A 16,113-nucleotide genomic window follows, 5' to 3' on the forward strand; every position below is an offset into this window, starting at 1 on the left:
CAATGGATTCCACTTGGGAGCACCAGACGATCGGTAGCCAAAACCCGTTGTCACAAAATATTACCTGCGTCATATTACACCAATAATAACGCCTCGTTTCCCACAGGTATTTCTCCATGACCAGCATGCCCAGCCTTGAACCCGACCTTGCCGTCGCAGCGACCCCACCCAAGCCTCCCCTGCTGAAACGGCTGGTGCTGCTGACGGCAGCCATCGCAGCCCTGGTGTTCATCGGGCTGTACGCGAACCATTGGTGGACTGCCGGGCGCTTCATCGAAGAAACCGACGATGCCTACATTGGTGGCGACGTCACGGTGATCGGCCCGAAAGTCGCCGGCTATATCGAAGAAGTGCTGGTGACCGACAACCAGAGGGTCAAGGCCGGCGATGTGCTGATCCGGATCGACGCCCGTGACTATCGCGCCAACCTGGCCAAGGCTGAAGGCGCAGTGGCCGCTGAAGAAGCGTTGCTCGCCAACCTCGACGCCACCGAACAACTGCAACACGCGGTGATCGGCCAGGCCCGCGCCGGTATCGATGCCGCGGGCGCTGAAACCGCGCGCTCGCGGGACGACAATGCCCGCTACAAACGCCTGGTGGGCAGCAATGCCGTCTCGGTGGAAAGCGCGCAACGGGCCGACGCCACCTTCAAGACGGCCCAGGCGCAGAGTGCCCGGGCCCAGGCCGAACTGCTGGCCGCGCAACGCCAGTTGAACGTGATCGAAACCCAGAAACAACAAGCCCGTGCCGCATTGGTACAGGCGCGGGCCGAGCGTGATCTGGCGCAGTTGAACGTCGGCTACACCGAGTTGAAAGCCCCCGTCGACGGCGTGTTCGGCAATCGTCGGGCGCGGGTCGGCGCTTACGCCCAGGCCGGCTCGCAATTGTTGTCGTTGGTGCCGGCCAGCGGATTGTGGGTCGATGCCAATTTCAAGGAGGATCAGCTAGCGCGGATGACGCCGGGCCAACGTGTGATCGTTCATGCCGACGTGCTCAAGGGGCGTGAATTCCACGGGCATCTGGACAGCCTGGCGCCGGCCAGCGGTTCGCAGTTCAGCGTGCTGCCACCGGAAAACGCCACCGGTAACTTCACCAAAATCGTCCAGCGGGTGCCGGTGCGGATCCTGCTCGACCCGGCGGATGGCGTACTCGGTCATCTGCGTCCAGGCCTGTCGGTGACGGCCGAAGTGGACACCCGCGCCGAGCCTGAAGCGCAAACCCCAACCGTGGCCAGCGCGCCATGAGCCGCGCCCTCGCCGCCCCCGCGCAACCGTTCAACGCCGCCAACATGGCGACGGCGACCAAGGTGTTCGCCTTCGCCACGATGTGCATCGGCATGTTCATTGCGCTGCTGGATATCCAGATCGTCTCGGCGTCGCTACGTGACATCGGCGGCGGGCTCTCGGCGGGCACCGACGAAACCGCCTGGGTGCAGACCAGTTACCTGATCGCCGAAATCATCGTGATTCCGCTGTCGGGCTGGTTGTCCCGGGTGTTCTCGACCCGTTGGCTGTTCTGCGCCTCGGCGATTGGCTTCACCCTGGCCAGCCTGCTCTGCGGTGTGGCCTGGAACATCCAGAGCATGATCGCCTTCCGCGCCCTGCAAGGGTTTCTCGGTGGCTCGATGATTCCGCTGGTGTTCACCACCGCCTTCTTTTTCTTCACCGGCAAGCAACGGGTGATCGCCGCCGCAACCATCGGCGCAGTGGCATCGCTGGCGCCGACGCTGGGGCCGGTCATCGGTGGCTGGATCACTGACATTTCGTCCTGGCACTGGCTGTTCTACATCAACCTGGTGCCGGGGATTTTCGTCGCGGTGGCAGTGCCGATGCTGGTGAAAATCGACCAGCCGGAATTGTCGCTGCTCAAAGGCGCCGACTACCTGAGCATGCTGTTCATGGCGGTGTTTCTCGGTTGCCTGGAATACACCCTCGAAGAAGGCCCGCGCTGGAACTGGTTCAGCGACAGCACGATTCTGACCACTGCGTGGATCAGCGGCCTGGCCGGATTGGCCTTCATCGGTCGAACCTTGTACGTGGCCAACCCGATCGTCGATCTGCGCGCCTTGAAAGACCGCAACTTCGCCCTCGGTTGTTTCTTTTCGTTCGTCACCGGGATCGGCTTGTTCGCGACGATTTACCTGACGCCGCTGTTTCTCGGCCGGGTACGCGGCTACAGCGCGCTGGACATTGGCCTGGCAGTGTTTTCCACCGGGGTGTTCCAGATTATGGCGATTCCGCTGTACGCCTTTCTGGCCAATCGCATCGACCTGCGCTGGATCATGATGACCGGCCTTGGGCTGTTCGCCCTGTCGATGTGGGACTTCAGCCCGATCACCCACGACTGGGGCGCCAGGGAATTGATACTGCCGCAAGCCTTGCGCGGGATCGCGCAACAACTGGCGGTGCCGCCGGCGGTGACCCTGACCCTTGGCGGGTTGGCACCGTCGCGGCTCAAACATGCTTCGGGGTTATTTAACCTGATGCGTAACCTTGGCGGCGCGATGGGGATCGCCGCGTGCGCGACCATCCTCAATGACCGCACCAACCTGCACTTCACCCGGTTGGCGGAGAACCTCAACAGCACCAACGAAGCACTCAATCAGTGGCTGTCCCAGGTCGGCCATAACTTCGCCGCCCTCGGCCAGAGTGGTGACATCGGCGTCACCGCCAGCCTGCGTCAGCTGTGGCTGCTGACGTATCGCGAAGCGCAGACGCAAACCTACGGCGACGCGTTCCTGATGATCATGGTCTGCTTCATTCTCGCCACGGCGATGGTGCCCCTGATGCGCAAGGTACAACCACCAGCCGCGCCGAGTGCCGATGCTCATTGAGCCTGATTGTTACTCCTGAGGCATCTTGCGGAAACCCACAGCCAGGCGGTTCCAGCTGTTGATGGTGGAAATCGCCACCGTCAGGTCGACCATTTCCTTGGGGCTGAACTCGGCGCTGAGCAGCGCATAGTCTTCGTCCGGCGCGTGGGTCAGGCTCACTTGGGTCATGGACTCGGTCCAGGCCAGTGCGGCGCGCTCGCGATTGGTGAAAAACGGTGCCTCGCGCCAGGCGGTCACGGCGAACAGCCGGCGTGGCGTTTCCCCGTCCTTCATGGCATCGGCAGTGTGCATGTCGATGCAGAAGGCGCAGCCGTTGATCTGCGAGGCGCGCAGCTTGACCAGTTCGATCAGCGACTTTTCCAGGGGCAGTTTCGAGACAGCGGTTTCCAGGGCCATCATGGCTTTGAAGGCGTCTGGGGAGGCAGTGTAGAAATCGATACGGGTTTGCATGGCGAGCTCCAATCACAATGGGTGTTGGCGCTACGTTAATGCGGACCTGAGGTTGAACAAATAGCCAATTATTGGGAAGTTGAGAATGCCAATAGACCAGAAGAATTTCAGTGACAGTGCCGACGCCGACGCCTGCTCGCGAAGGCGCCGGAACAGGCAACCAACCTATTGGTGACTACGATTGCGCAACCACTGCAAAAACCCTTTTTTCTCCACCACCTTGGGTGTTTCCTGACTCAGCGCCTGAGCCTTGTTCAAGCGGAAATCCAGCAACGTCTTCATCGCTTCACCGATGTCATGCCGCGCATCCAGGCACGGTTGGAGGTATTCCCTTTCAATCCGGTACAAGCTGCAGGTCGTCTTGGCTTTAAAGTCCGCCGGCATCGCCATATCGGACAAAATCCCGCCCTCGCCGATCACCTCTCCCGGCCCCATGCGCCCGCTTTCGATCTTGACCCCGCCGCGGCTCAGCTCCACCGACACGACGCCGGATTCAATGATGAACAGATGATCGCTGACCTCCCCCGCTGGCAGGATCATTTCTCCGGCGCGGAAGGTTTGCAGCTTCATGTTCTGGCTGAAGGTTTCTTTCTCTTCCTGACGCAGGGTCGAGAAGATGTTCGAGCTGTCCAACAACGCCCGTTGCCGTGACAAGGCCGCAGGAGCGTTGGGCTCGACGTTCGACAACAGGATGACGCCGGATGCCTGCAAGTGCCGGAACGCCAGGTCGAACAGCAGATTGCGCACCATGCGTTTCTGATCCATGGAGACCACGAAGCCGCTGATTTCATACTCCACGCCGGTGCTGCCGGAGCTTTTCAACGCCACGCACGGTGCCGGTTTGTCCAACAGAAAGCGGCACCCCTGCATGGCCCGCTCCAGGGCATCGATCACCGTTTGCGGACGCGCGTGGGGGCTCACTTGCAAACTGATCGAGACGCCGAATATATCGCTGGGCCGGCTGAAATTGATGATCTTGGCCTTGGCCGCCAGGGAGTTGGGGATCACCGCCATGCTGCCTTGGGAGGTTTGCAGGCGTGTGGCGCGCCAATCGATATCGGTGACCCGACCTTCGGTGCCATCGATGGAAATCCAGTCCCCCAGTTGATAGGGTTTGGTGGTGTTCAGGACGATCCCGGAAAACACGTCGCTGAGGGTACTTTGCAAGGCCAGGCCGACGACGATCGCCAATGCGCCGGATGTCGCCAGCACGCCCTTGACCGGCAATTCGAGCACGTACGCCAGGGCAGCAATGACCGCGATCAGGAAAATCACCGCGCCGAGCAGGTCCTGCAACAAGCGCCCGGTGTGCCCGACCCGTTGCATCATCACCGCGCCGAGCAATACTGTCAGGGTGCGCGCTGCGTATAGCCACCAGCCAATCTGCAAACCGGTTGCCGCCAGGTGCAACGGCACATTGTCGGCCCAGGGCGCCGGCGCCATGGGGTTCAAGCCTTCGTTGAACAGCAGCACGCTGAACAACGCGAAAATCACCACCCGCGCGGCCAGTTTCCAGTTGCTGCTACTGGCCGTGATCAAACGCCACAACACCAGATCTATCAGGATCAGGATCAGCGCGCTAAGCAACGGGTGATTGGTGAGCAGTGACAGCATCAAGCAACTCCAACAATGGCCAATGGCGTGAAGATCTCACAGATTGTAGGAGCTGGCGAAGCCTGCGATCTGCAAAACACCACAAAACCAATGTGGGAGATACCAGGTTGCAGAGCAACCCACTACTGCGTTGTATTCAACCGCTCATCCGGCCGAACCGGCCCGACTGGAAGTCGCTGAAGGCCTGATGGATTTCCTGCTCGGTGTTCATTACAAACGGGCCGTGGCCGACGATGGGCTCGTCGATCGGCTCGCCGCTGAGCAGCAGCACGACTGCATCGTTGTCGGCTTCGAGGCTGAGCTGATCACCGTTGCGTTCGAACAACGCCAACTGCCCGTCACGCACCAGTTCCTGACCATTGACCTGAACCGTACCGCGCAGCACCACCAGTGCGGTGTTGCGTCCTTCATGCAGATCCAGAGTCAGCAACTTGCCGGCGTTCAAGCGCACATCCCACACGTCGATCGGCGTGAAGGTCCGCGCCGGGCCTTTGTGGCCGTCGAACTCACCGGCGATCAAGCGCAGGCTGCCGGCATTGTTTTTCAGCGGGATACGCGCAATGTCACCGTCGAGAATCGTCTGGTAACCGGGCTCGGCCATCTTGTCCCTGGCCGGCAAGTTGACCCACAGCTGCACCATTTCCAGGGTGCCGCCGGTTTTGGCGAAACCTTCGGAGTGAAACTCCTCATGAATGATCCCCGAGGCTGCGGTCATCCATTGCACATCGCCGGGGCCGATCTTGCCGCCGCTGCCGGTGGAGTCACGGTGTTCCAGCTCGCCCTTGTAGACGATCGTCACGGTCTCGAACCCGCGGTGCGGATGCTGACCCACGCCACGACGCTCGGTGGTCGGAGTGAAGTCGGCGGGACCTGCGTGATCCAGCAGCAGGAACGGGCTGATGTGTTTGCCCAGATTGTCGTAGGAAAACAGCGTGCGAACCGGAAAACCGTCGCCGACCCAATGAGGTCGTGGACTGGTGTAGATACCGATGATGTTTTTCATCTTGGCCTCTGAATCTGTTGTGTGACGCGATGGATAAAGCTTAAAACCATGACCTTTGGCGCACTAGACTGCAAAAATCAGCCTCATCGTTCTATCTGGAGAACGATGGAGGAAGATTTTTTGATCTTCCAACAACCCATTCATGACTTGCGGTAAACAGTGCTTTGCCAAACCAGCGGTTTTTCTCAAGGGTGCAGCCGGGGATACTCCCGCCCATTCTCACTGCAACCCCTGGAGTCTTTGATGTCTATTCCCGCATTCGGTCTTGGTACGTTTCGCCTGCAAGGCCAAGTGGTCATCGATTCGGTGAGCACCGGTCTTGAACTGGGCTACCGGGTCATCGACACCGCGCAAATCTACGAAAACGAAGCCGAAGTCGGCCAGACCATCGCCGCCAGCGGCATTGCCCGTGAAGAGTTGTTCATCACCAGCAAAATCTGGGTCGCCAACTTTGCCAAAGACCGGTTGATCGACAGCCTCAAAGAGAGCCTGGATAAGCTGCAAACCGACTATCTGGACCTGACCCTGATCCACTGGCCGTCACCGGAAGATCAGGTGCCGGTCGAAGAGTTCATGGGGGCGCTGCTCGAGGCCAAACGACTGGGCCTGACCCGCCGGATCGGCGTGTCCAACTTCACGGTCGACCTGATGAAGCAAGCCATCGCTGCGGTCGGCGCCGAGAACATCGCCACCAACCAAATCGAACTGCACCCGTACCTGCAAAACCGCAAGGTCGTCGAATTTGCGCAAAGCCAGGGCATCCAGATCACCTCTTACATGACCCTGGCCTATGGCGAAGTGCTGAAAGATCCGGTCATCCAGCAGATCGCCGATCGCCTGCAGGCAACACCGGCCCAAGTCACCCTGGCCTGGGCCATGCAACTGGGGTACGCGGTGATCCCCTCTTCCACCAAACGCGCCAACCTGCAAAGCAATCTGCACGCCTGCGCCCTGACCCTGAGCGACGCCGACATGGCGCTGATCGCGGGCCTGGATCGCGGCCAGCGACTGACCAGCCCCAACGGCATTGCGCCGCAGTGGGACTGAGTTTCAGCCCTGACTTAAATCTTGGCTCAAGCGTTCATCCAGCGATGACATCGCGCGCTGCAATTGATCGACGGCTTCGTCGAGCAGCGCTGAATCCCCCACATCGATGACACGCTCCAGTTGCTCGCAATGCTCAACCAAGCGCTGTGCCCGGACCATGCGCGCACCGCCCTTGATGCGGTGCGCCAGGTCGCGCAGCACACGATGATTGCCACTGGCGTGCGCCTGGAGCAGATCATCCCGATCCACCCGGTTGGTCACCGTCAGTTCGCGCACCAGACGATCAATCAACGTGCGGTCCGCACCGACGTATTGCTCCAGGCCACTGAGGTCAATCTCCGGCGTTGAGGGCTCTGCGACAAGTTCTGGCGTCTGGTTCAAAAACCTGGAGGCCAACCAAGTGTTCAGATCCGCCAGCAGGATCGGTTTGAACAGGCAGTCGTCCATGCCCGCCTCCAGGCATCGGGCCTTCTCCTCGGGCTGCGCATTGGCGGTACAGCCCAGAATCAATGTAGCTGGCAATCCCTTGGCACACTCTTCATCGCGGATTGCACCCGCCAGTTCATAACCGCTGAGCCTGGGCATATTGCAGTCGGTAACCACCAGATCGAACTCATGTTTGCGCCACAGCTTAAGCGCCCGTGCGCCCTCTTCGGCCTCCAGAACATGATGCCCAAGGTGGCTCAGTTGCCGTGAAAGCAACAGTCGATTAGGCGGGTGATCGTCAACCACCAGAATCGTCAGTGGCCGCGTTGGCGCCTGCAATCCGCTCTCCACGGCCTCAATGGAAGGCAACGACGGCAATGCGATCAGCTCAAGATTGATGTCGACCTGCGTGCCTTGTCCAAGGACGCTGTCGAGTTGCAACCGCCCGCCCATCATTTCGCACAGCGTGCGGCTGATCACCAACCCCAGGCCAGAGCCGCTTCGGGCTGACTGTCGGCCGTTATCGGCCTGGATGAACGGGCTGAACAACCGTTGTCGGTCGACGGTGCTGATGCCTATGCCGGTGTCTTCAATCTGCACGCTGACCGCCAGATGTCCTGACATGACGGCCGCCACTCGCAGCGTCAGGCTCACTTCACCCTCATGGGTGAACTTGATGGCGTTGCTCAGCAGATTGGACAGCACCTGTTTGAAGCGTGTGGGATCGATCAACACATCACAGTCACTGTGTTCGTCCAGATCGATTCGCCACGCCAGCGCTTTCTGCCGTGCCAAGCCTTCGAAAACCCGACACACCGACTCCACCAGCCCCCGCAGATTGGCGCGCTCAGGGGTCAGGGATAAATGCCCTGACTCGATACGCGCGATATCCAGGATGTCGCCGATCAGCGCCAGCAATTGTTGTGCGGCACTGGACGCCACCTCAATGGCGCTACGGTCGGTGACGCCCTCGTCCGCACGCTTCAAGGCCAGTTCGAGCATGCCGATCAGGGCGTACAACGGTGTGCGTAGCTCGTGACTCATGGTCGCCAGAAAAGTGGTTTTGGCGCCATTGGCATCCTCCGCCTCAGCCTTGGCGTCCTGCAATTGCCGCAACCATTGCTGGCGCTGGCGGATCTGCCGACGCTGCCAGGCGATCCAGCCCAAGGCGAGCAACAGCAAGGCTCCCGCCACGGCAAACGCTTGAACAATGCCTTGGCGATGACGCAACCAATAGCTGTCATCCACCACCACGTCATTGCTCCAGCGGGCCACCAGATCGTCCATCTCCTGGGGCGAGATGCTCAGCAATGCCTTGTTCAGTATCGAGTGCAGCTCCAGCGCATCACTTCCGGTCGCCAGAGCGATGCGTGCCGGTTCATCGCCCACGGTACTGCTGATGCGCAGACGCCCGCTGTAATACCGGGCAATCAGGTAGCGGGTCATGAACAACGAACTGAGCGCGGCATCGGCTTCCCCCTTCATGACCATTTCCAGGCCTTGGGCCGGGCTTTGCACATCCAGCATCCGCACCTGCGGTGCCCTGGCAAGAATGAATGCGCGCATGGGATGACTGTGATAAATCGCCAGGCGTTTGCCGGCCAGATCGTCCAGCGTTCTCGGGCTGCCGGGGGTGACTGCACTGACCAGCGTGTATGGATTGGTGACGTAAGGGCTGGTAAAACGCAGCCCGGCCACACCTTCAGTCGTGGGGATGAGCGCCGGCAATATGTCGATCTCGCCAGCCTTGAGTCGCTGGATCTGCTCGTCCAGGGATTGGCCCCGCTGCACGTCAAAGTTCAAACCGCTACGCTGGCTGATCAGCGTCAACAATTGCGCGGTCAACCCGCTGAATCGCCTTTCGGCGTCATAGAAAGTCAAAGGCGCAAAGTCCCCGACCACTCCGACGCTCACCGTCGGATGCTGATCCCGCCAGTGCTGTTCACTGGTGCTCAGACTCACCCGCTGCAGACCCAGTCGATTGGCGCGGCCGGCACTCCATCGTTGCTCGATGGCAGAGCGTTGCTCCATCGGGATCGCCGCCAGTGCCTGGTCGACGATGTTTTTCAGGCGCGTATTGTCCCGCGCCAATGCGAAACCGAACGGGTTGGCGTCAAGGCCGGATGGCCCCATCAACTGAACGTTATTGTGGTAGTTGTTGTTGATCAGGTAATTGGCACTGATAAGGTCGCCGAGATACACATCAGCCTGCCTGTATGCCACGGCTCCGAGTGCATCGAGCGCCGACGGGTAACGTTGCAGATCAGCCTTGGGATAGAAGGCTTTGACGGTCTGCTCCGGCAGATAGTCGGCGACCATGGCGATGCGTTTACCCGCCAGATCCTCGGGCATGCGCTCGTCCAGTCTGGTGACCAGCATCGGCTGATCTTCGGCATAGGCGCTGGTTCGCTTCAGTTCGGGATCGGCGGCCTCGAAGCTGTTGGAGGTTCCCAGCAGATCCAGGTCTTTGCGTTTGAGTGCCTCCATCGCCGACTCGCGTGTGCCGTAGCGCAGCACCTCGACGTTGACGTGCAGCAGTTGCGCAAGCAGCTCGACGTAATCGGCGGTAATGCCCTCCAGCTCATCGTGATTGCGCGTCAATTCGAAGGGCGGGTAGTCCGGCCCCGTTACTCCGACGCGCAACACCCGTTTGCTGACCAGCCAATTGCGGTCATCCATGCCCAGCTGGACGGCATAGCCATCCACCGTGGAGCGCCCCAGCAGGCGCAATGACTTAGGCTCGTCGGCTACCGCGACCAGGGCCTGCGATGCAAGACATAGGATCAACACCCACAGGAAGATGCGCACGGTCGGGTTCATTCAGATCAGATGATTGCGCTTGGCGAAATCGCGCAGGTGTACCGCAGCGTTCACGCCCAGTTTTTCGATCAAGCGGGTCTTGTAGGTGCTGACGGTTTTGTGACTCAGGTGCGTAAGCTCGGCGATGGCCTTGTTACTCATACCCTGGGCCAAATACCGCAGGATTGTCAGTTCGCGGTTGGAAAGTTTATCGATCATCTCTTTTTCGCTGCGTTGCCGGGGGTCCTGCGATCCCGCAGGCAACCGCGCGAAAAAGGTGTAACCGGCCATGACGGCGTGCACGGCTTTTTGCAATTGTTGCAAGGAGCGGGTCTTGGCGACATAAGCCATGGCCCGGGCGCGCATGCAACGCTCTTGAAAAAAAAGCGGATCCAGGGAAGTGAAAACCAGTACCAGACATAGCCAACCATTGGCCCTGATCCGGTCCAGCAGCTCCAGCCCATCGCCACCGGGCATAACCAGATCCAGTATCACCAGATCGACTGCATGCTCACGAAGTATCGATAAGGCCTCGCCAACACTGGACGCCTCAAAAATGAGTTTGAAGCCTTCCCGCTCGAGTACAAGTGTGACTGCGGCACGTACCACCGGATGATCGTCCACAATCAGCGCTTTCTTCATGGCAATTCCTTTGCAAAAACTCAACGATTGCCCGCCGGTAACCGCCGGGATAGACGCAGCGGCTGCGCAATGACTTTTGCACGGAAAGCAGGAGAAATGTACCTATCAGAAATGATAGTACCGACGAACGGTAACCCTGAACTCAACCCATCCGTTGTCGACTCCGCTCCTGATCCAGTGGCGATGCAGCTTCACACGCAGGCGGATCGATGAGCTCCATCAGCCGTCGAATGGCGGCTAAATCCGGCAGCGCCGCGTGGTCTTCGTAGATCAAGGCGTGGTGAACCTGGCGGTTATCGCGCAAGAACCCGGACAGATCCAATGCCCCTGCCGCCAGAGAGGCATTGATGATCACCAGGTCGAACGGCTCGCATCCGTACTCGACCAGATTCAGCATGTCGGCAAGACTTTGCACCGGCGCCACTCGGTAATAACCGAGCTGGTTGAACAACCGCTCGGTTTTCATCCGGTAAAAATGCTGTTGGTCGGCGATCAGGATGCGCAAGGCTTTGTTGATCATCACGGGCCTCAGGTCGATGGCTGATGAGTGAGGCGGCAAGGCTACGGAAGACCCGAGAAGCGTTCTGTAGGACCTTTCCTAAAAATCGAGGGTTCTGTCCGACTTAAAGATCAAAAGATCGCGGCCTTCGTAGGAGCTGACGCAGCTTGCAACAGCTCCTACTTTTGGCAGCCTTACTGCCAGCCAAACCGCCGAATATAGAAGCCTTTCACCGCCTGGGTCAGTGCCATGTACGCCAGCAGAATCACCGGCAGGAACACGAAATACAGCGACGGCAGCGCCTGCAGTTTGAAGTAATGCGCCAGCGGCCCCATCGGCAGGAAAATCCCCACGGCCATGATGATGCCCGTCATCACCAGCAGCGGCATGGCGGCGCGGCTTTGCAGGAACGGCACCTTCGGCGTGCGGATCATGTGCACGATCAGCGTCTGGGTCAGCAGCCCGACCACGAACCAGCCGGACTGGAACAGGGTCTGGTGGTCCGGGGTGTTGGCATCGAACACGTACCACATCAAGGCAAAGGTGCTGATGTCGAAGATCGAACTGATCGGGCCGAAAAACAGCATGAAGCGTCCGACGTCCGCTGGCTGCCAGCGTTGGGGCTGTTTCAGCATGTCTTCATCGACGTTATCGAACGGGATGGCGATCTGCGAAATGTCATAGAGCAGGTTCTGCACCAGCAGGTGCATCGGCAGCATGGGCAGGAACGGAATGAACGCACTGGCCACCAGCACCGAGAACACGTTGCCGAAGTTCGAGCTGGCGGTCATTTTGATGTACTTGAGCATGTTGGCGAAGGTCCGCCGCCCTTCCAGCACGCCCTCCTCCAGCACCATCAGGCTCTTTTCCAGAAGGATGATGTCCGCCGCTTCCTTGGCGATGTCCACCGCGCTGTCCACCGAAATACCGATGTCGGCAGTGCGCAGGGCTGGCGCATCGTTGATGCCGTCGCCCATGAAACCGACCACGTGACCGTTGCCCTTGAGCAGGCGGACGATGCGTTCCTTGTGCGACGGCGTGAGTTTGGCGAAGACGTTGGTGGTCTCGACCGCCACCGCCAGCTCGGCGTCGCTCATGCGCTCGATGTCGTTGCCCATCAGCAGGCCTTGCTGTTCCAGCCCGACTTCACGGCAGATTTTCGCGGTCACCAGTTCGTTGTCGCCAGTCAGCACTTTCACCGCCACACCGTGCGCGGCCAGGGCCTTGAGCGCCGGCGCGGTGCTTTCCTTCGGTGGATCGAGGAAAGCCACATAACCGATCAGCGTCAGCGCCTGTTCATCGGCCAGGCTGTAAGTGTCGCGGCCCTCGATCATTGGCCGCGCCGCCACCGCCACCACCCGCAGGCCTTCGGCATTGAAGGTGGCGGTGACCTGGCGAATGCGCGCCAGCAATTCATCGCTCAGCGCCTCGTCGGCATCGCCATGGCGCACCCGGGTGCACACCGCCAGCACTTCTTCCACCGCGCCTTTGCAGATCAGCAGATGCGGCTGATCACGCTCGGCCACCACCACCGACATGCGCCGACGGGTGAAGTCGAACGGAATCTCGTCGACCTTGCGAAACGCCGTGCCGACTTTCAGTTCACGGTGGATCTCCACGTGTTCCAGCACGGCCACGTCCAGCAGGTTTTTCAGGCCGGTCTGGTAGTAGCTGTTGAGGTAGGCCATTTCCAGCACGTCATCGGAATCGTTACCCCAGACATCGACGTTGCGCGCGAGGAAGATTTTGTCCTGGGTCAGCGTGCCGGTCTTGTCGGTGCAGAGCACGTCCATGGCGCCGAAGTTCTGGATCGCATCGAGGCGTTTGACGATGACTTTTTTGCGCGACAGGAACACCGCGCCTTTTGCCAGGGTCGAGGTGACAATCATCGGCAACATTTCCGGGGTCAGGCCCACGGCGATCGACAGCGCGAACAGCAACGCTTCGGTCCAGTCACCCTTGGTGAAACCGTTGATGAACAACACCAGCGGCGCCATGACGAACATGAAGCGGATCAGCAACCAGCTGACCTTGTTGACCCCGGTCTGAAACGAAGTCGGCGCACGATCGGTGGCACCGACCCGCTGCGCCAGCGCGCCGAAATAGGTGTTGTTGCCAGTGGTGAGAATCAGCGCCATGGCCGTGCCGGACACCACGTTGGTGCCCATGAACAGGATGTTGTCGAGGTCCAGCGGGTTGTGGGTGTGGTTGTCCTGCTGACGTGGGAATTTTTCCACCGGCATCGATTCACCGGTCATCGCGGCCTGGCTGACGAACAGGTCCTTGGCGTTGAGCACTCGGCAATCGGCAGGAATCATGTCACCGGCCGAGAGCACGATCAGGTCACCCGGCACCAGTTGCTTGATCGGCAATTCGAGGCGTTGCGCACCGTTGTTCGCCTCTTCCCGACGCATCACCGTGGCGGTGTTGCTGACCATCGCCTTGAGCGCGTCGGCGGCCTGGTTGGATTTGGTTTCCTGCCAGAAACGCAGCAAGGTCGAGAGCACCACCATCGAGAAAATCACGATGGCGGCTTTCATGTCTTCGGTCAGCCAGGAGATCACCGCCAGCAAGGTCAGCAGCAGGTTGAACGGGTTTTTGTAGCAGTGCCACAGGTGCGTCCACCACGGCAGCGGTTGCTCGTGCTCGACTTCATTTAGGCCATGTTGCTCGCGCCGGGTATCGGCTTCGGCTTCACTCAGGCCGTCGGTGTGGCTGCCGAGGTTTTCCAGCAATTGATCGGTGCCGCTGTTGGCGGCGGCGACCAGGGTTTGCGCGAGCGTCGGCGGGACTTCACGGCTGACCGTGGTGTCGGTGAAGCTTTCCAGCAGCGCCAGTCGACGGAAGTGCCGGGCGATGTGGCGGTTACGCAGGAATCCGGCGAAGAATTCTTTCAGCCAGGTCAGGTTCATGGCAGTGCCCCCCAGGGTCAGCCGGGAAACCGTCGAGCAGGCGTGTCGAGGCGCTGCGATGACGACACGGGGTCGAACATCACACGCTGTTCAGCGTCGATGAGAGGACGTCGGGAGTCGGGCCAAACCGGCCACGATCGGGATGCCGCTGCTCGCTTTACGGCGAGACAACGGCACAAAAAGGCTGCGCGTTATCTTGCCGGGAAAATGCCGGTTACCGAGACCGGCCGACAACTGTCACTCGAACAAGTACCCACTGTGGGTCTCCGCTAATTGATGAAAACGCGTGAAGCTTACGCCGCGATATCTAGAGAGTAAACGCTGCGCAGGGGTGTTGCGGGGGGAATCGCGGGGTTCTTCAGGAAGGGTTCAGGTTGATCGCAAACCTGTGGCGAGGGGGCGTTCCGACAAGCCCCCTCGCCACAAAATCTCAGCTGGCAGTAGCCAACAACAAGTCCCTGACCGACCGGCCATGCCCGCGGGATTTGCCATGGTCATACAACGAGCCGGCAATTTCATCGGCGCGGATCGGCAGGATCGACAGCAAGGTGTCGCTCAAGCCGTGGCTGGCCTGGCAGAAGCCCTGCATGTAGATCCCGGCCTTGCAGCGCTCGTCGGTGATCAGTCTGTAGTTGCGATCGACCTCAAAATCGCCGAGGTATTGCTCCAGCGGCGCCAACAGTTTGCGGTGCATCTGCCGCTCGTAACCGGTGGCCAGCACCACGGCGTCGTAGCGGTGAACCGTGACTTCGCCGGTGGCGTTGTTGCGCATCGCCAGCTCGATACCGCGCTCGGTCGCGGTGGCTTTTTCGACGGTAGTCAGGGTGCGGAACGCATGGCGCGCAACGCCCGAGACTTTCTGCCGGTAGAAGATCCCGTAGATGCGTTCGATCAGGTCGATGTCCACCACCGAATAGTTGGTGTTGTGGTACTCGTTGACCAGACGCTCGCGTTCACTGCTGGCCTGCTGGAACACCAGGTCGGTGAACTCCGGCGAGAACACTTCGTTGACGAAGGGGCTGTCATCGGCCGGTTTCAGGGCCGAGCCGCGCAGGATCATGTCCACCTGCACCGACGGGAAGCTGTCGTTGAGGTCGATGAAGGCCTCCGCCGCGCTCTGTCCGCCGCCGATGATCGCGATGTTCATCGGTTGGTTGTTCAGGCATGGCTGCTTGGCCATGCGCTCCAGGTACTGGGAATGGTGGAACACCCGGCCGTCATCCTTCAGTGCCTTGAACGCTTCGGGAATCCGCGGTGTACCGCCGGCGCTGACCACCACCGAACGGGTGGTACGCACATGCTGCAAACCCTGGGTATCACGCGAGATCACTCGCAACGCCTCGACCTGCTGGTTATGCAGCACCGGCTCGATGGTCAGCACCTCCTCGCCGTAGCGGCTCTGCCCGGTGAATTGCCCGGCGACCCAGCGCAGGTAGTCGTTGTACTCCATGCGGCACGGATAGAAGGTGCCGAGGTTGATGAAGTCCACCAGACGACCATGGTGCTTGAGGTAGTTGACGAAGGAATACGGGCTGGTCGGGTTGCGCAGCGTCACCAGGTCCTTGAGAAAAGAAATCTGCAGTTCGCTCTGGGTGACCAGGGTGTTGCCGTGCCAGCGGTAGTCCACCTGCTTATCGAGAAACAGCACATCCAGCTCGCCCTGGCTCGGCCCGCGCTCTTGCAGGGCGATGGCCAGGGCCAGGTTCGAAGGGCCGAAACCGACGCCGATCAGGTCGTGAACGATGGGCGATGCAATTGCCTGTGTCATTTCCAGTGTCCTCTGGATAAACCCCGCAGCTGCGGGGATAAAGCCTGGGTGACCTGACCGGCCTTTGGCGGCAGCAGATCGTCTGTTGAATAGGAACGAGGACCATGAAAAAAAATTTAA

Annotated in this window: 11 protein-coding genes; 3 read left to right on the forward strand and 8 right to left on the reverse strand. The window is 60.1% G+C overall.

Translation table 11 applies throughout. The features are described 5' to 3' along the window. Window positions 1-116: 116 nt before the first annotated feature. On the forward strand, window positions 117-1,244 hold the full coding sequence (locus AC1DQM_RS13505; RefSeq protein ID WP_477746331.1) for an HlyD family secretion protein: 1,128 nt from the start codon (window positions 117-119) through the stop codon (window positions 1,242-1,244). Then, on the forward strand, window positions 1,241-2,833 hold the full coding sequence (locus AC1DQM_RS13510) for a DHA2 family efflux MFS transporter permease subunit (protein ID WP_258612415.1): 1,593 nt from the start codon (window positions 1,241-1,243) through the stop codon (window positions 2,831-2,833). Before AC1DQM_RS13505 ends, AC1DQM_RS13510 begins: the two co-directional genes overlap by 4 nt. Before the next feature lie 9 nt (window positions 2,834-2,842). Here AC1DQM_RS13510 and AC1DQM_RS13515 read toward each other — a convergent pair whose 3' ends face one another. The 3 genes from AC1DQM_RS13515 to AC1DQM_RS13525 all read right to left on the reverse strand — a co-directional run bounded on the left by AC1DQM_RS13515 (window position 2,843) and on the right by AC1DQM_RS13525 (window position 5,900). Then, window positions 2,843-3,283 (reverse strand): carboxymuconolactone decarboxylase family protein, encoded by a 441-nt coding sequence (locus AC1DQM_RS13515; RefSeq protein WP_018925362.1) that lies wholly within the window; start codon window positions 3,281-3,283, stop codon window positions 2,843-2,845. 165 nt (window positions 3,284-3,448) lie between these two features. Further along, on the reverse strand, window positions 3,449-4,897 hold the full coding sequence (locus AC1DQM_RS13520; RefSeq protein WP_064619013.1) for a mechanosensitive ion channel family protein: 1,449 nt from the start codon (window positions 4,895-4,897) through the stop codon (window positions 3,449-3,451). Between the two features lie 136 nt (window positions 4,898-5,033). Next, a complete protein-coding gene (locus AC1DQM_RS13525; RefSeq protein WP_477746332.1) occupies window positions 5,034-5,900 on the reverse strand; it encodes a pirin family protein in 867 nt (288 codons plus the stop codon). A 243-nt stretch (window positions 5,901-6,143) separates the two neighbouring features. Here AC1DQM_RS13525 and dkgB point away from each other — a divergent pair, with 243 nt between their 5' ends. Beyond that, on the forward strand, window positions 6,144-6,947 hold the full coding sequence (gene dkgB / locus AC1DQM_RS13530) for a 2,5-didehydrogluconate reductase DkgB (protein ID WP_477746333.1): 804 nt from the start codon (window positions 6,144-6,146) through the stop codon (window positions 6,945-6,947). A gap of 3 nt (window positions 6,948-6,950) precedes the next feature. On the opposite strand, the gene AC1DQM_RS13535 is transcribed toward dkgB, so the two are convergent. The 5 genes from AC1DQM_RS13535 to AC1DQM_RS13555 all read right to left on the reverse strand — a co-directional run bounded on the left by AC1DQM_RS13535 (window position 6,951) and on the right by AC1DQM_RS13555 (window position 15,993). Further along, the gene (locus AC1DQM_RS13535) at window positions 6,951-10,193 is read right to left on the reverse strand and encodes a transporter substrate-binding domain-containing protein (protein WP_477746334.1); all 3,243 of its coding nucleotides are present in this window, start codon (window positions 10,191-10,193) and stop codon (window positions 6,951-6,953) included. After that, entirely contained in the window at window positions 10,194-10,814 is a 621-nt protein-coding gene (locus AC1DQM_RS13540) for a response regulator transcription factor (protein WP_064619022.1), read from the reverse strand. 142 nt (window positions 10,815-10,956) lie between these two features. Beyond that, entirely contained in the window at window positions 10,957-11,334 is a 378-nt protein-coding gene (locus AC1DQM_RS13545) for a chemotaxis protein CheY (protein ID WP_086945096.1), read from the reverse strand. Between the two features lie 173 nt (window positions 11,335-11,507). Beyond that, entirely contained in the window at window positions 11,508-14,225 is a 2,718-nt protein-coding gene (mgtA, locus tag AC1DQM_RS13550; RefSeq protein WP_477746335.1) for a magnesium-translocating P-type ATPase, read from the reverse strand. 430 nt (window positions 14,226-14,655) lie between these two features. After that, a complete protein-coding gene (locus AC1DQM_RS13555; RefSeq protein WP_477746336.1) occupies window positions 14,656-15,993 on the reverse strand; it encodes a lysine N(6)-hydroxylase/L-ornithine N(5)-oxygenase family protein in 1,338 nt (445 codons plus the stop codon). Between the last annotated feature and the right edge of the window lie 120 nt (window positions 15,994-16,113).

Source organism: Pseudomonas sp. 01L34, from assembly GCF_056400265.1.